This window comes from Phenylobacterium sp., from assembly GCF_004799515.1.
Classification (GTDB): domain Bacteria; phylum Pseudomonadota; class Alphaproteobacteria; order Caulobacterales; family Caulobacteraceae; genus Phenylobacterium.
In genome coordinates, this window is record NZ_SSMX01000024.1 from 1 (window position 1) to 15013 (window position 15013).

Below are 15013 nucleotides of genomic sequence, written 5' to 3' on the forward strand. Positions count from 1 at the left end.
GGGACCTGCTCGGGCCCGCCGCGCTCGGTCAGCAGCATCTCCTGCACCTGGAACAGCATGGTGTCGTAGTTCTCGAAAATCAGAGTGCAGACCGGCCCAAGCTCGATGCGGCGCAGGCGCTTGATCGGCAGCAGGGCCACGCGGCGCTCGCGGCGCTGCTTGGCGTAGTCCGCGTCGGGGATCAGGTCGGCGGGGGTGATCTGGCGGGCGCTGGGGGGCATGGCGTCTCTCAAAGCGCGTAGGCGCGGGCGAAGATCTCGATGGGATGGGCCTGGCGCGGCGTGGCGTGCTCTTCGGCCTTGGTCTCGGCGCTGAGCAGTTGGCCCAGGTGCTTGCAGGCCAGCGGGCAGTCCGAGCATAGGGTCTCGGTCCCCTTCTGGGCGATTTGCCGCGCGGCGGGCCGGCCCACCTTGTTGGCCACCTGGTGGGTGGCCTTCATAACCCCGAAGGTGCCGCCGTGGCCGGAGCAGCGCTCCACCAGCTCCACGCGGGTGTCGGGGATCAGCTTCAGCATCTCCGCGGACTTCGCGCCCATGTTCTGGGCGCGGGCGTGGCAGGCGTGGTGCAGGGTGACGCCGCCCTCGACCGCCGTCAGGCCGGGCGCGAGGCCGTGAGCGCGGTTGAGCTCGACGACATATTCGCAGATGTCCTTGGTCGCCGCCGAGAGGGCCACGATCGCCTTGTTCTCCGGCGAGATCAGCGGCCACTCGAACTTGAGCATCAGGCCGCAGGAGGCGGTGAGCGCCACCACATCGTAGCCGTCGGCGATATAGGGCGCGAAGACGCCGGCGACCCGCTCGGCCCGCCCGGCCACGTCGGAGAGGTCCCCGGCCTCCAACTGCGGCATGCCGCAGCATTCGGGATAGACCAGCTTCACCTCGCAGCCCTGCAGGGCCAGCACCTTGGCCGCCGCCACCGCGGTGTCGGGCTCGTTGTAGTCGACGAAGCAGGTCGCATAGAGCGCGACCTTGCGTTGGCCGAAGGCGGGGCCCTGCGGGTTGGGCGCCAGCGGCGACTTCAGCCGGTCGGTCGCGGTCTTCGAGTGGTACTTCGGCAGCTCCGCCTCGGCGTCGATCTGGGCGATGGATTCCAAGAGGTGGCGGAGCGGCGTGTTCTTCCGCGCCGTCGCCCAGTTGGCGAGGCCGGCGAAGGGCTTGGCGAGCTTGCCGTTGCGGTCGGTCTCGCCCAGCTGCTCGCGCACGAACTGCCGCTCGCCGGCGCGGCGCTTGGCGGCGCGGTAGCGCAGGATCAGGTGCGGGATGTCGATGTCGAAGGGGTGCGGCGGGACGTAGGGGCACTTGGTCAGGAAGCACATGTCGCAGAGCGTGCAGGCCTCATCGACCTTGGCGTAGTCGCTCTTCGGCACGCTATCGAGCTCGCCGGTCTTGCTCTCGTCGATCAGGTCGAACAGGCGCGGGAAGCTGTCGCACAGGTTGAAGCAGCGTCGGCAGGTGTGACAGACGTCGAACTGCCGCTCCATCTCGGCCTCGACCTTGGCGAGGTCGTAGTAATCGTCGTCGCGCCAGGCGATGGGATGGCGGAACGGCGCATCGAGGCTGCCCTCGCGCGGCGGGCCGGCGGCTGCTTTTCCGGAGGTGTCGGCGTCTTCGCTCATGCGTGGCCCCAAACCCGCTGTCATCCCGGTTTGGCGGTACGCCAAGACCGGGACCCATAAACGCTCACATCGACGGTTTCACTCGGCGCCCTCGCGGACGTGCTTGCGACGCGGAGCTTATGGGTCCCGGTCTCCGGCTGCGCCGAAACCGGGATGACACCCGGGAGAAAGGATCAGTCCAGGCTGTCCAGGGCCCGCTGGAAGCGGCCGGCGTGGGACTTCTCGGCCTTGGCCAGGGTCTCGAACCAGTCGGCGATCTCGTCGAAGCTCTCTTCGCGGGCGGTGCGCGCCATGCCCGGGTACATGTCGGTGTACTCGTGAGTCTCGCCGGCGATGGCGGCCTTCAGGTTGTCGGAGGTGCCGCCGATCGGCAGGCCGGTGGCGGGGTCGCCGACGGCTTCCATGAATTCCAGGTGGCCGTGGGCGTGGCCGGTCTCGCCTTCCGCCGTGGAGCGGAACACCGCGGCCACGTCGTTGTAGCCTTCCACGTCGGCCTTCTGGGCGAAGTAGAGGTAGCGGCGGTTGGCCTGGCTCTCGCCGGCGAAGGCCGCCTTGAGGTTGTCGAGGGTCTTGCTGCTGGCGAGGCTCATGGTCCGTCTCCCTGGGGGTTTCGGCCGCGACCCTACGCCGCGGGGCGGCAATAGAGCCAATCGTTTTGCTCTATCGGCGGGATCGAGACGATCTATCCGGAACCGCGCCCGGCTGGCGGGGTTACCCCGGAGACCGAAGGAGGCTTGGCCATGACCGACAACAAGACCGGAACGTCGCAGATTCAGGGCGAGGGCAACTACGACGCCGCCCGCAAATTCGACGCCGAGGAGCAGGCGTTCGTGAAGAAGGGCGGCGTCGAGCAGAAGGCCCGTGAGGCCGAGGAAGCCCTGGACGGGCCGGAAGGCGCCGACCTGGAAAAGGCCCGCAAGGAAGCCGGCGAGCGCGGCCACATGGGCGAACGCTAGACTCTCCCGCTAGACTCCGTGGGGGCGACGACCCAGGCTGGCGGCCAACCAGAGCCAGCCTGAGGAAGCGCCATGTCCATCGACTTCGAGATCCCGCCGGACGCCAAGGCGGTCCGCGAACGCGTGCGCCAATGGGTGCAGGACGAGTGCATCCCCGCCGAGGCCCGGGTGGTGGACGAGGCGAGCTACAAGACCGTCCTCGGTGAGCTGCGCGGCAAGGCCCGAGCCCAGGGCCTGTGGCTGCCCTTCGTGCCACAGGAATTCGGCGGCATGGGCTTAGGCCCCCTGGCCAACGCGCTGGTGCAGATGGAGCTGGGCGAAAGCCACCTGGGCGCGCTCTCCATGAACAGCCAGGGGCCGGACGACGCCACCATCCTGACGCTCTTGGCGCACGGCACCGACTACCAGAAGGAGAAGTTCCTCAAGCCGCTGCTGAACGGCGAGAAACGCGTCTGCTACTCGATGACCGAGAAGGCCTCCGGCGCCGACGCCACCGGCATGCAGACCCGCGCGGTCAAGGACGGCAACGAAAACTACATCCTGAACGGCGAGAAGTGGTTCTCGTCGGCCGCCAGCGCCGTGGACCTGGCCCTGGTCATGGCCATGACCGACCCGGACGCCCCGCGCCACCAGCGCTATTCCACCTTCATCGTCGAGCTGCCGGACCCCGGCTACAAGATCAAGCGCGACATCCCGACCATGGCCCTGGAAGGCCCGCTCAGCCACATCATGGGCGGCGGCCATTCCGAGATCGAGATCACCGACCTGAAGGTGCCGGCGGAGAACCTGCTGGGCGGCGAGGGCCAAGGCTTCAACATGGGCCAGCACCGCCTGGCCTACGGGCGCCTTCGCCATGGCATGCACAACGTGGCCCTGGCGCAGCGGGCGCTGGACATGGCCGCCGCCCGGATCACCGAACGCAAGACCTTCGGCCAGCTGCTGTCAGACCGCCAGGCCGTGCAGTTCATGATGGCCGAGTGCGCGACCCAGCTCTACATCTCGCGCCTGATGCTGCTGCACATCGCCTACAAGGCGGAGAAGGGCCTGGACCTGCGGCAGGAGAACTCCATCGCCAAGGTCTACCTGGCCCACATGGTCCACCACGTGGTCGACACCGCCATCCAGCTGCACGGCGCCCTGGGCTACAGCCGCGATACGCCGCTCGCCGCCTGGTACACCCACATCCGCGCGCAGCGGCTGGTGGACGGCCCCGACGAGGTCCACCGCTGGACCGTCGGCCGCAACGTCATCAAGGCCTTCCAGAAGGACGGTACGACGGCGGCCGCGGCGGGCGGGGACCTGCTCTAGGCGGTTAGCTCACGGCCTTAAACTCGGCCTCGATGGTCAGCGTGACCTTGTCGCTGATCGCGGGCACGTAGGCCTTGATGCCGAATTCCGAGCGGGTGATCTCGGCGGTTCCGGCGAAGCCCAGGGAGTACTTCTTGTCCAACGGGTTGACGCCGGCCTGGTTGAAGGTCGCGTGCACCACCACCGGCTTGGTGACGCCGTGCAGGGTGAGGTCGCCCGTGATGTCGGCGGTCTTCTCGCCGGTCTTGGTGACCTTGGCGGCCTTGAAGGTCGCCGTCGGGAAGGCGGCGACGTCCAGGAAGTCCTTGGACTTCAGGTGGGTGTCCAGCGCCGGGTTCAGCGTGCCCAGGGAGTTGGCGTCGATGGTGGCGTCCAGCGCGGCCGCGCCCAGGGCCTTGGGGTCGAGCTTCAGGGTCGCGTCCACGTGGGAAAACTGGCCGACGTAGGTGGAGAAGCCGAAGTGGGTCACCGACCAGGTGATCTTGCTGTGGGCGGGATCGGCCTTGTAGGTCCCGGCCTGGACGGCGGCGGGCGCGGTGGTCATCTGGGCCTGGGCGGCACCGACGGCGCTGAGCGCCAGGACGGCGGCGAAGACGGCGGACTTGTAGAGGTTGCGCACGATAGGGCTCTCCAGCGAGGGAATTAACGCTGGGGAATTTATACCTTAGCTCGGGCGGGATAATCGCCCGCCTCGGCCCAAGACTCTTTCCGTTATGGAAATTATCGCCCGGGAGCCGCCTGCATCCTGGCGATGTAGTCGCGGATCAGGGCCAAGCCTTCTTCGTGTGTCACGGAACGGCCGAGCTCCGGCATCATCACCCCGGGATCGGTGGAGGCCATGCGGTAGGCGATGATCGAGGCGTCGGGGTGGCCGGGGACGAGGTCCGTCGAGAGGTCGCCCGCACCCTTGCCGGCGGCGACCGGCCGCTTGCCGACCCCGTACTTCACCGGCCGCGCCTCTTCGAGGTTGAGGAACAGCCCGGTGTTGGAGGCCTCGCCGCGCGGGTTGTGGCAGTGGCCGCAGTTGCCGTCGAGATAGGCCCGGGCGCGGGCCTCCAGGGGCTCGGCGGGATTGTCCCAGACGGCGGTGCGCGGCGCCTTCTCCGGCGTGGGCGCGCCCACGAGCAGTCCGGTCCGCATCCAGTGGGCGAGCTGGTTCTCACGCCCCTCCGCGTAAGGATAGTCGCCGTTCAGGTTGCGCGCCTTGACCCCGATCGGCGCGATGCGGCCGGAGAGCGAGTGGCACTCCTTGCACTGGTTCTGGTTGGGCACGCGGTAGTCCACCTGCCGGGCCCGGCCGTGGGCGTCGAGGAAGCTGACATCGATGCGCGTCCCGGCGCGCTTCAGCACGGCCTCGGTCTGGTCGGCGTTCCAGACGTAGGTCAGGGCTGTCCAGCCCCGGCGGCGGTGGATCAGGAGCCGCGTCTCCAGCACACGGACCTTGTCGTCCGGGCGCCGGAAATCGGCCGGATAGGCGAAGCTCTTCACCAGGGTCGCGCCCACCGGCAGGTCGAGCGCGCCCTCGGCCCGGTAGGCCGCGTGGGTCCCCGGCGGCAGGTAGAGGAAGCGGGCCTTTTCCGCATAGTCGCTGAACAAGGGCGTGTTCAGCGCATAGGGCATGACGCCGGCGTTGGGATGGTTGACGCCCGCTTCCGTGAACAGCCGATAGGCCGAAAGCGTCGGCGCTGGCGTCTCCGACATCAAGGCCGAGAGGTCGACCGGGCCGGCCGCGGGCGCCGCGCCCACGCAGAGGATCGCCGCCAGGGCGGCGAGCAGCCGTCGCCTCATGAGCCGGTCTGGGCCTTCGGCAGAACGACGGGCTTGGGCTCGGCGATGGCGCCGTCGTCGAGGGTGGCCAGGACCTGCGGCTTGGCGCTGAACACATTGCCCGGCGCGGCGAAGTGCAGGTTGGCCACCGGCCCGTCGGTGAAGTGGACGTGCACGGCGACCGGCGCGCTCATCCCCTTAGGTGTGAAGTTGGTCACCCCGTCCCAGACCACCGGCGGGATGGTCCCGCCCGTAGCCTTGGCGATGACGTCACCGCCCGGGAACTGCGGGGCCCAGCCGTTCTTGCCGATCTTGTTGTCGTGCACGGCGATGTCGCGCGGCAGGGGGTTGTAGGTCAGGTCGTCGTAGCTCTGGGTGTAGCTGACCACCAGGACCGCGGCGGTCTGGTTCTGGTCGATCTCGTTTTGGAAAACGTGGATGTCGCGGTTGGCCATCACCATGATCCCGGTGCCGGTGGGCACGTCGCCGACGATCGCGCCCTTCCTGGCGAAATTCTTGGTATCGTTCTGCACGACCTTGTTGCGGAACACCCGGGTGGAGTGGCCGCCCATCTGCGGCAGGTTCGGCAGGTCGAACACCAGGATGCCGCCCGCGTTGTGGGTCGAGACGTTGTCGAAGACGTCGGCGTTCATCGAGTTCTCGATCTCGATGCCAGCCACGTTGAAAGCCGCGGTGCTGTTGCGGACCACGATGTTCTTCGACTGGCCCACGTAGATGCCGGCGTCGGAGGCGCCTTTCACCGTCACGCCATCGATCAGCACATTGGTCGAGGCCACCGGGTAGACGCCGTAGGCGCCGTTGCTGTCCTTGGGGCCCGCGGTCCATTCGACCCGCAGGTTCCTGAAGGTGATCTGGTCGACGCCCTTGGACTTGATCCCGTCGCCCTTGCAGTTCTCGACGCCCAGGTCGCGCACCGTCACGCGGCTGGAGGTGATCAGGAAGCCCTCGCCGGAGCTCTTTTGGCCATTGAAGGACAGGATGGTGGCGTCGGGACCCGCGCCCTTCACCGTCACATTGGCCACGTCCAGCGACAGGCCGTCGGTGAGCTCATAGCGGCCGGCGGCGATCATCACCGTGTCGCCCGGCTTGGCGTCCAGGAGCGCGGTCTGGATCTTCTCCTGGGCGTCGCCGCCCGGGGTGACGGTCAGCGTCTTCGCCTCGGCCGACCCCGCCAGCACGGCGGCGGCCGTGGCCACGATCCAAAGTCGCTTCATCTGGGTCTCCTCCCGGGGTCGCCGGCATCGTGACGCGCCGTTCAACTTCCTATGGCCCCGTCACCTTGCGGCAGGCAATCCCCGCGTCTCGCCGCGGAAGTTGCGGAAGGTGATCGAATAGCGGTGCGCCTTGACCGGTGGGATCGAGTGCTCCCAGGCGGTGCGCACCTCGCCGGTCAGGGCGTAGATGGAGCGCGGTTGCAGCTCGATGGCCGCGCGCGCAAACCTCTCGTCCACGCGGCGGCGCAGGCGGAAGCTGCAGGGGGCCTTCAGCGAAATCCCCAGCACGGTCTCGAAGGCCGGCCGGTCGCGGTGCCAGCCGATGGGCGCGCCGGGCAGGTATTCGTTGATCAGGCACTGCTGCAGGTCTTCCGCTCCCAGGCCCGCGAAGGCCGCGGCGCGTTCGCGCACGGCGGAGAGCTCGGCCGGTATGCCGTCGGCGCTGACCAGGTGGCTGCGGGTGAAGTCGTACTTCCAGCCGAAGGAGATCACCCGGCGCTTGCCCTCGAAGCCGCGGAACTGGAACGGCTCGAACGGCAGGGTCCCGAGCCAGCCGAGCAGACCGCCCTCCTCGCCCGGCGACAGGAAGTCCGGCCGGTAGGCGAAGCCCGGCGGCAGGTCCGGTGAGGCGGGCGCGGTCTCGAACAGGCCGGGTTGCAGGGCGGCGGTCATGGCCCTCATGTAGTGCGCCGGCTTCCCAATGCCCGTCATCCTCCCGGCGCCCGGAGAGGCCGACCGGACGACGACGGTCTGTGGGGTCAGCCCAGCGTCGCGATAGCCTCGACGACCGCGGCGGTCTTCTCGACGATCACCATGTGGCCGGCCTCGGGGATGGAGACGAGCCGCGAGTCCGCAATGCCCTTCTTGAAGGCGTGGGCGTAGGCCGGCGGCATCAGCCGGTCGCTGTCGCCCCAGATCAGCACCGCCTTCGCCTTGATCCGATAGAGGCGCTGCTGGAGCCCCCGCTCCGGAATCGGGAACAGGATGCGCCCGGCCATGCCCAGCTGGCGGGCGTTGGTCACCAGGTAGGTCTGCAGGAAGTTCGGGTCTTCCACATTGCGCCCGGCGGTCAGCATCGCCGCCCCGGCCGCCGCGTCGTGGAAGAGCAGCGCCGGCATCTCGAACGGCAGGGTCGAGAAGAGGTCCGGAACCGGATGGGCGTCGTCCCAGAGGCCGGCCGGCGCGATCAGCGCCAGGCGCGAGACGTCGTTCGGCGCGATGGCCGCCATCTCCGCGGCGATCATCCCGCCCATGGAGTGGCCGACGAGCACCGGGTCTTTCAGGCCCAACGCCTCGACCACATCCCAGCTGTGCAGGGTGAAATCCAGCATGTCGCGGATCTCGGGCGCCTCGTCGCTATCGCCGTAGCCGGGGATCAGCGGGGCGTAGACGTGGTGCGTCTGCGCGAGCGCGGCCAGGAACGGGTCCTCCGCGGTCAGGCCGCCCGCGCCGTGCAGGAAGACAAGCGGCTCGCCCTCGCCGCCCTCGAAATAGCGGACGGCGGCGCGCGGGGCCTGGACGGTCTTGAGCCCGATCATTCCCCGGCCTCCAATGCGTAGGTCCTGGCCAGGTCGGCGGCGCTGGGCGCCTGGCGCGGCAGGCTTCCCGAGGCCACACGGTCCTTCAGCGGACTGGTCCAGAAGCGGTTGTCGTCCGCCCACTCCGGCGCCCAGTCCGGGAACATGGCCTTCAGCTTCGGCATCACCTTCTCGGCGAACAGCTTGGTGGAGTACATGCACTTGTCGGCCGGCATGTTCCCGACGTGCATCAGACAGAAGATGTTGCCGACGTTCAGGCCCTTGATCAGCTCCTCCATCCGCTGGCGGACGGTCTCCGGGGAGCCGGCGATCACGTGGCCGCCCTCCACAAGGTCCTTCCACGACAGCGTCGCGTAGCCGCCGCGCGGCGGGGCGTATTGCGACAGCGCCCCGGTCTGGATGGTCTTTATGGTGCGGTAGCCGGGCGCGTCGGCGAAGCCCGGGTAGACGTGCAGGCAGCGGTTGTAGAAGTAGTTGACGTGCTCGGCGTAGAGCCGCTCGGCCTCTTCGTCCGTGTCCGCCACCAGGATCGTCTGGGCGAAGCCGGCGCGGTAGGGGCTCTTGTCCACCCCACGCTCTTCCACCCGCTTCCAGTAGCCGCTCATCAGGGCTTGGGCGCGCAGGTAGCCGGAGAAGCTGAGGTAGGAGTAACTGTAGGTGTTGTCGATGCAGAAGTCGTAGGTCTCCACCGACCCGCCGCCGGGGATGTGCACCGGCGGATGCGGCTGCTGGATCGGCCGGGGCCACAGGTTGACGTGGCGCAGCTTGGTGTAGCGGCCGTTCCAGGCGAAGGGCTCGCGGGTGGTCCAGGCCTTGATGATCAGGTCGTGGGCCTCCTGGTACTTCTCCCGCGTCAGGCTGGGGATCTGGCCGTAGCAGAAGTTGGTGTCCATCGAGGTGCCGACCGGGAAGCCCGCCACCAGCCGTCCGCCCGAGATGCAGTCCAGCATGGCGAACTCCTCGGCCACGCGGATCGGCGGGTTGTAGAGGGCGATCGAGTTGCCCAGCACCACGATGGCCGCGTCCTTGGTCCGGCGCGCCAGGCCCGCGGCGATGATGTTGGGGCTGGGCATGATGCCGTAGCCGTTCTGGTGGTGCTCGTTCACGCCCACCCCGTCGAAGCCGAGCGCGTCGGCGTACTCGAGGAGGTCCATGTAGGTGTTGTAGACCTGATGGCTCTTCACCGGGTCGAACAGGGCTTGGTCGATGTCCACCCAGACCGAGCGGTTGGTCTCCCGGAAGTCGTCCGGCAGATAGGGCCACGGCATCAGGTTGAACCAGGTGAACTTCATGGTCCGGACTCCCGTTCGTTCCCAGCCGCTTCTTCTGAGCGGTCAGCTTATCAACGATAAGCCTTCCGGGCCGGGCGCCAACCGGGGAAAGTGAGCCGCATGGCCGACCCGACGCATTTCTACACCGGCTGGCTGTTGGACCCCGCTGAGCGCGAGGCCCTGCTGGCCCGCTTCCCGCCTCGCTATCCGGTGGTGGTCGCCCACCATGTGACCCTGAAGTTCGGCGACCGGGCGGCGGAAGAGCCGCAGGCTACCGCAGGCGCGATCGTGGGCGAGGCGGACGACGGGGCGGGCGTCCAGGCCCTGGTGGTGGCCGTGGACGGCGCCGTCGCCCGTCCGGACGGCGGGACCTTCCATGTCACCTGGTCCCTGGCGGAGGGCCGCGAGGCGCGGGAGAGCAACGACGTCATCGCTGCGCGGGGCTGGCGGCCCGTGACGCCGCCGGTTCCGCTGCGCCTGCCCCCCAAAACCTGAGCAGCAGTCCCGCTTGATGAGTGCCAAATAGCTGAATTCTTGGAATCTTCGGCGCGAATCATGCCCAGACTTTGTGGGTATAGGGAGCGTTGGGGACCGCCATGCAGGCCTCGCCCGAATTCCGCAAGCAGCTCGCCGGCTATGGTCTAACGACCGCCGAGATCCTCTACCGCATGCCCGACCATCCGGCCCTTCTGCAGAGCTACATCTGGCAGGACTACGACCTGTTCCCGGACTTCCCGCAGCTGAAGGGCTTCCTGGACTTCTGGACGCGCACCCTGGACGGGCCGTTGTTCAGGGTCACGGTTGGCCACTGCCGGCTGATCAAGCCCGCGGAGCTAAAGGCCCTGGGCGGCGAGTTCCGTCTGCACTGAGCTTGGCGCATCGGCATGCGAAAAGCCCGGCGCACATCGCGCGCCGGGCCCTTGCTGTCAGCGAGGCTGAAGCGGTCCTAGCCGCGCCACTCCCAGTGGCAGACCTTGCGTGTGGCGTTGTGTTTGGCGACTTGGTGGCCGATCACGCCGCCGGCGACGGCGCCCAGGACCGTGCCGCCGACGCTGCCGTGGCCCAGCGCATTGCCGACCACGCCGCCGCCCACAGCGCCGACCGCGGTGCCGGTGTTGCGGGCGCCGCGGGTGCTCACGTCACGGCAGACCCGCACCCGATGGCGCTCGGCCTGGGCGGCGGTGGGAACGACGGCGGTCACGGCGAGGGCCGAGCACACCAGGGTCGCGATAAGCTTGTTGCGCACGGGATGTCTCCTAGGAAAGGTCGCGGACACGCTCGGTCCAGAACGTGCGCCCACGGCAAAGGTTGCGCCTGGGTCGCGTCCCCGACTTTGGGCCGCGTCGCGCCAGAGCGGAACCGAATATGCGGTGGCGATTTTGATCCGCACCGCCGGCGGCCCCACGCCGGCTTTCGGAGAGACCCTCATGTCTATTCTCGCCTGGATCGTCCTGGGCCTGGTGGCGGGCTTCATCGCCAGCATGCTCGTCAATCATCGCGGCAGCGGCATGATCCGGGACCTGCTGCTGGGCGTCGTCGGCGCCTTCCTGGGCGGCTTCCTTTTCACCCGCTTCGGCGCGGCCGGCGTCACCGGCCTGAACGTCTATTCCCTGTTGGTGGCCACCCTGGGGGCGGTCGCCCTCCTGGTGCTGTTCCACGCCTTTTCGCGTCGTCGCCGGTTGTTCTAGGGCGACGACAAGCCTGAGCCGGGCGCCTGGTCAGCTGTGATGAGGGCGCCCGGCCAGGCGAGCGGCGCGATCTTGCGCACCACGAAGCCCCAGGACAGCACCCCGCCCACCGCCGCCAGGCCCGCCACGGCGAAGGCCCAGGTGAACTGGCCGGTCCGGTCCACCACCGCGCCAGTGACGATAGGCGCGACGATTCCCGCCACATTGCCCAGCGCGTTCTGGAAGGCGATCCAGTTCCCGCCGCCCCGCGGGCCCGCCAGGGTCTGGCCGATGGCGTAGAGCGAGGGGCTGATCAGGCCGAAGCCCACCGCCGCCAGGAACAGACTGGCGATAGCCACCGGCGCGGTTCCCAGCATGCAGCCGGCCATGGCCGCCGCCGTAAGGGCGTGGCCGGCGATCACAACCGTCTTGCGCACCCGGTTCGACGAGCCGCCCGCCGCCATCCAGCGGTCCGAGATCCAGCCCGTACCGATCGAGGCGGCCGCGTAGATCACGTAGATCGCGCCGCCCAGCTCGGCCATCTGCGAGACCGTGAAGCCGCGCGACTTCACGAGGTAGAGCGGCAGCCACGAGATCACGAAGTAGAAGGCGTAGTTGTTGCAGAAGTGGCCGAGGCCCGCGCCCCAGGCCTCACGCCGGCCCATGATCGCCAGGAACGAGGGCGCAAGGTCCCGCTTGGGCTCATCGGCCGCCGCCGACAGGCGCCGGGTGGCGCTGAGCCAGGGCCAGAGCCAGAGCAGCGAGGCCAGGCCGAACAGCAGGAACACCGGCCGCCAGCCGGTCTTCGCCATCAGGAGGCCGCCGGCGAGGGTGCCGAACGCCGGTCCTAGCGACAGGCCCATGGAGACCAGGCCGTTGGCGATCCCCAGCCGGTGCTGCGGCATGTGCTGGGCGATCAGCTTCGAGGAACAGGGAAAGGCCGTGCTCTCGCCCAAGCCCAGCAGCAGGCGCAGCACGATCAGCATGGAGAAGCCCGAAGCGACGCCAGTCAGAGCCGTGGACAGGGACCACATGGCCAGGCCCAGGGCATAGGCGCGGTAGGGATTGATCTTCTCCGCCAGCCAGCCCGCCAGCAGCTGGCCCGGCACATAGGTCCAGTAGAAGACCGAGAGCAGCAGGCCGAGCTGGCTGGCCGAGAGGCGCAGCTCGTCCTTCATCAGGGGCGCGGCGGTCGCCAGGTTGCCGCGGTCGACGTAGTTGATGAACATGGCCAGCGCGAGCAGGCCCACCACGCCCATGCCGAAGCTGACGGGCCTTGGGCCGGCCTTCACGTCCGCCGCGATCGCCATGCCGCCCCGCCGCATCCCCAAGCCGGCGGTCACTGAACGATGTTGCGGCGCCCGTGGCAAGGCGCGGGCGCGGCGCCTAGTCCGCGGCCTGCTGCTCCGTCTCGGTCCGGGCGAAGATCAGGGTCTGGGCGTCGACCTTGCGGCCGGCCTCGGCGATCTCAAGGTGGACGTGGTCGGTGATGCCCAGCGGATAACGCGCCTGCAGGGTGTGAGCCACACCGATCGGATGGCCGATGGCGACGGGATCGCCCACCGCCACCTTCGGATCGACGTAGAACACCCGCGCGGTCAGGTGCAGCGCGGGATTGTCGATCTCCACGAACTTGAGGGTCTGGTCGTCGGGATAGGCGTAGCCGATCTTGGAGACGAAGCCGGAGATCGGCGCGGTGACCGCCTGGCCGGCCGTGGCCACATAGTCCACGCCCTCATGCTCCCGCGTGCCGCCGTCACGCGAGGCATGGAAAGCGCCCTCGCCATAGGCGTCGGCGCCGCGCGGCGCGTGGCCGGTGGGGTTGGCGACGTCGGGCTGGCCGTCGCCATCGAGGTCGACGCCTTCCCAAACCAAGCGGGTACGCGGCGGGGCGTCGGCGGGGGCTGCATCCGCCGTCAGGTCGGCGAACAGGCCGGAGCCGCCCGCATGATGCTGGGCCGAGGCTTCAGCATGCGCTGCCGCCTCGGCCAGGCCCAAGGACATCACCGCGACGCCCAGCGCCAGCGGCAGTACAGCCACGCTTCTATTGGAAGACTGCGCAAGCTGGCGAAGTCTATCGAGCTTGGCTTTAATATCTGTGGGAAATCGCATCCCTGAGTAGATAATCCGGCGCCTCGGATATACTGATGCGTCATCTCGCCGCGAACGGTTTTGACCGTTCCGACAGGGCGCCTCCATCACCGCCTCGAACGCCGCCGCCCCGCACGCCGCCGCCCCTGAGCCCGGACGCCGCTTTCGGCGGTTCCCCCTCGGCGCGGCGGTGTGCAGAATGCGGGGGCTGGAGGAGACTTCCATGAGCTTGACGCCTGCCCGCGCGGTGGCCGCCGTCGCGGCCCTGATGCTCGCCTCCTCCGCAGGAGCGCAGCCGCCGGCGCCCGCTTCCGCCCCGCCGGCCCAGGCCGCCCGCTGGGCCAAGGAGCCGACGCCGCAGCAGTACGCCGAGATACGGCCCGCCGAGGTCCGGGCCCATGGCGGCCGCGCCGTGGTGCGCTGCCACGTGGACGCCGCCGGCGCGCTCTCGGCCTGCGCCAGCCTAGCCGAGACGCCGGCCGGCTCCGGCTATGCCCAGGGCCTGGCCTCGCTCGCGCCGCTCTTCCAGATGAAGCCTGAGCTGGTGGCCACGGAGGCGCCGGGCGGCACGGTGGTTCTGCTGGACTCCGCCTTCCGGATCGATGCGCCGCCGACCTGGCTGCACAAGCCGACCCCGGCCGACCTGATGGCCGTCTGGCCAAGGGACGCGCTCACCAAGCGCCTCAGCGGTAAGGCTGTGCTGAACTGCATGATCAACCTGCAGGGCGCGCTCTTCGACTGCGTGGCGATCTCGGAGTCGCCGGCCGGCGAGCAGTTCGGCGCGGCGGCCGTGGCGATCACGCCCCAGCTCCTGATGAAGCCCGGCTCGCTGAAGGGCGAGCCGCAGGTGACCCCGGTGAACATCCCGATCAACTTCGTCCTGCAGGCCGGCGCGGGCGGCCCGCTGGCGGCCAATGGACCCTCGACAGCGCCGGCGGCCATGGCCTGGATCGAGGCGCCCAGCTACACCGACCTGGCCGCGGCCTATCCGCGCCGGGCGCGCGAGGCCCGCACGCCCGGCCACGCCACCGTCAACTGCGCCTTTTCGAGCCAAGGCTATCTGATCGAGTGCCGGACCATGACCGAGGAGCCGAAGGACCAGGGCTTTGGCAATGCCGCCCTGGCCCTCGCACGCCGCTTCCGGGCGCCGGCTGACCTGCAAGGCAAGCCGCTGCGCGACGCCACGGTGCAGCTCCCCTTCACCTTCGACCCGGCCGTGCTGGGCGCGGGCCAGCCCGCGGTCGGCAAGCCGCAATGGGCCGCTCTACCCAGCGCCGAGGAGACCGCCCAGGCCTTCGCCACGGTGACCAAGGCCGGCGTCGGTGGCACGGTGCGGGTGATGCTGGCCTGCACGGTGCAGGCCGGCGGCGCGGTCTCCGATTGCAAGGTGACGCGCGAGGACCCGGCCGGCCAGGGCGTCGGCCAGGCGGCCATGGCTCTGATCCCGCACTTCAGGCTGACCACCTGGACCACCGAGGGCCTGCCGACCGTGGGGGCGACGGTGGCCATCCCGCTGCGCTACGAGGGCGGCGCTCCGGAACAGGCCGCCGCCGCCAAACCCTAGG

Annotated in this window: 18 protein-coding genes; 6 read left to right on the plus strand and 12 right to left on the minus strand. The window is 69.1% G+C overall.

Annotated features, from left to right (window positions below; translation table 11 throughout):
- From E8A49_RS08990 to E8A49_RS09000, 3 genes are all read right to left on the minus strand, one after another.
- A partial coding sequence (locus E8A49_RS08990) for a DUF3501 family protein (protein WP_293379326.1) occupies positions 1–221 on the minus strand: 221 nt, incomplete at its 3' end.
- Positions 222–229: 8 nt separating this feature from the next.
- Positions 230–1615 carry a heterodisulfide reductase-related iron-sulfur binding cluster gene (locus tag E8A49_RS08995; protein WP_293379329.1) on the minus strand — a complete coding sequence of 462 codons (1386 nt, stop codon included), beginning with the start codon at positions 1613–1615 and terminating at the stop codon, positions 230–232.
- 173 nt (positions 1616–1788) lie between these two features.
- Positions 1789–2205: a rubrerythrin family protein gene (locus E8A49_RS09000; RefSeq protein WP_293379332.1), complete on the minus strand. Its 417-nt coding sequence runs from the start codon at positions 2203–2205 to the stop codon at positions 1789–1791.
- A gap of 150 nt (positions 2206–2355) precedes the next feature.
- On the opposite strand from E8A49_RS09000, the gene E8A49_RS09005 reads away from it, so the two are divergent.
- Complete coding sequence (locus E8A49_RS09005; RefSeq protein ID WP_293379335.1) at positions 2356–2571, plus strand: hypothetical protein; 216 nt, start codon at positions 2356–2358, stop codon at positions 2569–2571.
- Positions 2572–2643: 72 nt separating this feature from the next.
- Positions 2644–3879: an acyl-CoA dehydrogenase family protein gene (locus E8A49_RS09010; RefSeq protein WP_293379338.1), complete on the plus strand. Its 1236-nt coding sequence runs from the start codon at positions 2644–2646 to the stop codon at positions 3877–3879.
- Positions 3880–3883: 4 nt separating this feature from the next.
- On the opposite strand, the gene E8A49_RS09015 is transcribed toward E8A49_RS09010, so the two are convergent.
- The 6 genes from E8A49_RS09015 to E8A49_RS09040 form a co-directional block, all read right to left on the minus strand.
- Entirely contained in the window at positions 3884–4498 is a 615-nt protein-coding gene (locus E8A49_RS09015; protein ID WP_293379341.1) for a YceI family protein, read from the minus strand.
- Positions 4499–4599: 101 nt separating this feature from the next.
- Positions 4600–5667 (minus strand): SO2930 family diheme c-type cytochrome, encoded by a 1068-nt coding sequence (locus E8A49_RS09020; RefSeq protein ID WP_293379344.1) that lies wholly within the window; start codon positions 5665–5667, stop codon positions 4600–4602.
- Positions 5664–6881: a parallel beta-helix domain-containing protein gene (locus E8A49_RS09025; RefSeq protein WP_293379347.1), complete on the minus strand. Its 1218-nt coding sequence runs from the start codon at positions 6879–6881 to the stop codon at positions 5664–5666. Before E8A49_RS09025 ends, E8A49_RS09020 begins: the two co-directional genes overlap by 4 nt.
- Positions 6882–6941: 60 nt before the next feature.
- Positions 6942–7592, minus strand: coding sequence for an alpha-ketoglutarate-dependent dioxygenase AlkB (locus E8A49_RS09030; RefSeq protein WP_293379350.1), 651 nt, complete (start codon positions 7590–7592; stop codon positions 6942–6944).
- Between the two features lie 47 nt (positions 7593–7639).
- The gene (locus tag E8A49_RS09035; protein WP_293379353.1) at positions 7640–8419 is read right to left on the minus strand and encodes an alpha/beta fold hydrolase; all 780 of its coding nucleotides are present in this window, start codon (positions 8417–8419) and stop codon (positions 7640–7642) included.
- Positions 8416–9711, minus strand: coding sequence for an LLM class flavin-dependent oxidoreductase (locus tag E8A49_RS09040; protein ID WP_293379356.1), 1296 nt, complete (start codon positions 9709–9711; stop codon positions 8416–8418). Before E8A49_RS09040 ends, E8A49_RS09035 begins: the two co-directional genes overlap by 4 nt.
- Before the next feature lie 99 nt (positions 9712–9810).
- On the opposite strand from E8A49_RS09040, the gene E8A49_RS09045 reads away from it, so the two are divergent.
- The gene (locus tag E8A49_RS09045; RefSeq protein WP_293379359.1) at positions 9811–10185 is read left to right on the plus strand and encodes a hypothetical protein; all 375 of its coding nucleotides are present in this window, start codon (positions 9811–9813) and stop codon (positions 10183–10185) included.
- Positions 10186–10286: 101 nt separating this feature from the next.
- Positions 10287–10559: an usg protein gene (locus E8A49_RS09050; protein ID WP_293379362.1), complete on the plus strand. Its 273-nt coding sequence runs from the start codon at positions 10287–10289 to the stop codon at positions 10557–10559.
- Positions 10560–10636: 77 nt separating this feature from the next.
- Here the strand turns inward: E8A49_RS09050 and E8A49_RS09055 are convergent, their stop codons facing one another.
- Positions 10637–10936 carry a glycine zipper 2TM domain-containing protein gene (locus tag E8A49_RS09055; RefSeq protein WP_293379365.1) on the minus strand — a complete coding sequence of 100 codons (300 nt, stop codon included), beginning with the start codon at positions 10934–10936 and terminating at the stop codon, positions 10637–10639.
- A gap of 181 nt (positions 10937–11117) precedes the next feature.
- On the opposite strand from E8A49_RS09055, the gene E8A49_RS09060 reads away from it, so the two are divergent.
- Complete coding sequence (locus tag E8A49_RS09060) at positions 11118–11378, plus strand: GlsB/YeaQ/YmgE family stress response membrane protein (protein WP_293379368.1); 261 nt, start codon at positions 11118–11120, stop codon at positions 11376–11378.
- Here E8A49_RS09060 and E8A49_RS09065 read toward each other — a convergent pair.
- Both E8A49_RS09065 and E8A49_RS09070 read right to left on the minus strand, forming a co-directional pair.
- A complete protein-coding gene (locus tag E8A49_RS09065; protein WP_293379371.1) occupies positions 11375–12667 on the minus strand; it encodes an MFS transporter in 1293 nt (430 codons plus the stop codon). The two genes, E8A49_RS09060 and E8A49_RS09065, sit on opposite strands and share 4 nt — an antisense overlap.
- A gap of 76 nt (positions 12668–12743) precedes the next feature.
- Positions 12744–13397, minus strand: coding sequence for a peptidoglycan DD-metalloendopeptidase family protein (locus E8A49_RS09070; RefSeq protein ID WP_293379373.1), 654 nt, complete (start codon positions 13395–13397; stop codon positions 12744–12746).
- Between the two features lie 274 nt (positions 13398–13671).
- Here E8A49_RS09070 and E8A49_RS09075 point away from each other — a divergent pair, with 274 nt between their 5' ends.
- Positions 13672–15012 carry a TonB family protein gene (locus tag E8A49_RS09075; protein WP_293379375.1) on the plus strand — a complete coding sequence of 447 codons (1341 nt, stop codon included), beginning with the start codon at positions 13672–13674 and terminating at the stop codon, positions 15010–15012.
- The last annotated feature ends 1 nt before the right edge of the window (position 15013 follow it).

Excerpts from the sequence above, each read along its gene's own strand:
- E8A49_RS08995 (WP_293379329.1), bottom strand. The coding sequence starts at position 1,615 with ATGAGCGAAGACGCCGACACCTCCGGAAAAGCAGCCGCCGGCCCGCCG.
- E8A49_RS09000 (WP_293379332.1), bottom strand. The coding sequence starts at position 2,205 with ATGAGCCTCGCCAGCAGCAAGACCCTCGACAACCTCAAGGCGGCCTTC.
- E8A49_RS09005 (WP_293379335.1), top strand. The coding sequence starts at position 2,356 with ATGACCGACAACAAGACCGGAACGTCGCAGATTCAGGGCGAGGGCAAC.
- E8A49_RS09010 (WP_293379338.1), top strand. The coding sequence starts at position 2,644 with ATGTCCATCGACTTCGAGATCCCGCCGGACGCCAAGGCGGTCCGCGAA.
- E8A49_RS09020 (WP_293379344.1), bottom strand. The coding sequence starts at position 5,667 with ATGAGGCGACGGCTGCTCGCCGCCCTGGCGGCGATCCTCTGCGTGGGC.
- E8A49_RS09025 (WP_293379347.1), bottom strand. The coding sequence starts at position 6,881 with ATGAAGCGACTTTGGATCGTGGCCACGGCCGCCGCCGTGCTGGCGGGG.
- E8A49_RS09030 (WP_293379350.1), bottom strand. The coding sequence starts at position 7,592 with ATGACGGGCATTGGGAAGCCGGCGCACTACATGAGGGCCATGACCGCC.
- E8A49_RS09035 (WP_293379353.1), bottom strand. The coding sequence starts at position 8,419 with ATGATCGGGCTCAAGACCGTCCAGGCCCCGCGCGCCGCCGTCCGCTAT.
- E8A49_RS09040 (WP_293379356.1), bottom strand. The coding sequence starts at position 9,711 with ATGAAGTTCACCTGGTTCAACCTGATGCCGTGGCCCTATCTGCCGGAC.
- E8A49_RS09045 (WP_293379359.1), top strand. The coding sequence starts at position 9,811 with ATGGCCGACCCGACGCATTTCTACACCGGCTGGCTGTTGGACCCCGCT.
- E8A49_RS09050 (WP_293379362.1), top strand. The coding sequence starts at position 10,287 with ATGCAGGCCTCGCCCGAATTCCGCAAGCAGCTCGCCGGCTATGGTCTA.
- E8A49_RS09060 (WP_293379368.1), top strand. The coding sequence starts at position 11,118 with ATGTCTATTCTCGCCTGGATCGTCCTGGGCCTGGTGGCGGGCTTCATC.
- E8A49_RS09065 (WP_293379371.1), bottom strand. The coding sequence starts at position 12,667 with ATGGCGATCGCGGCGGACGTGAAGGCCGGCCCAAGGCCCGTCAGCTTC.
- E8A49_RS09075 (WP_293379375.1), top strand. The coding sequence starts at position 13,672 with ATGAGCTTGACGCCTGCCCGCGCGGTGGCCGCCGTCGCGGCCCTGATG.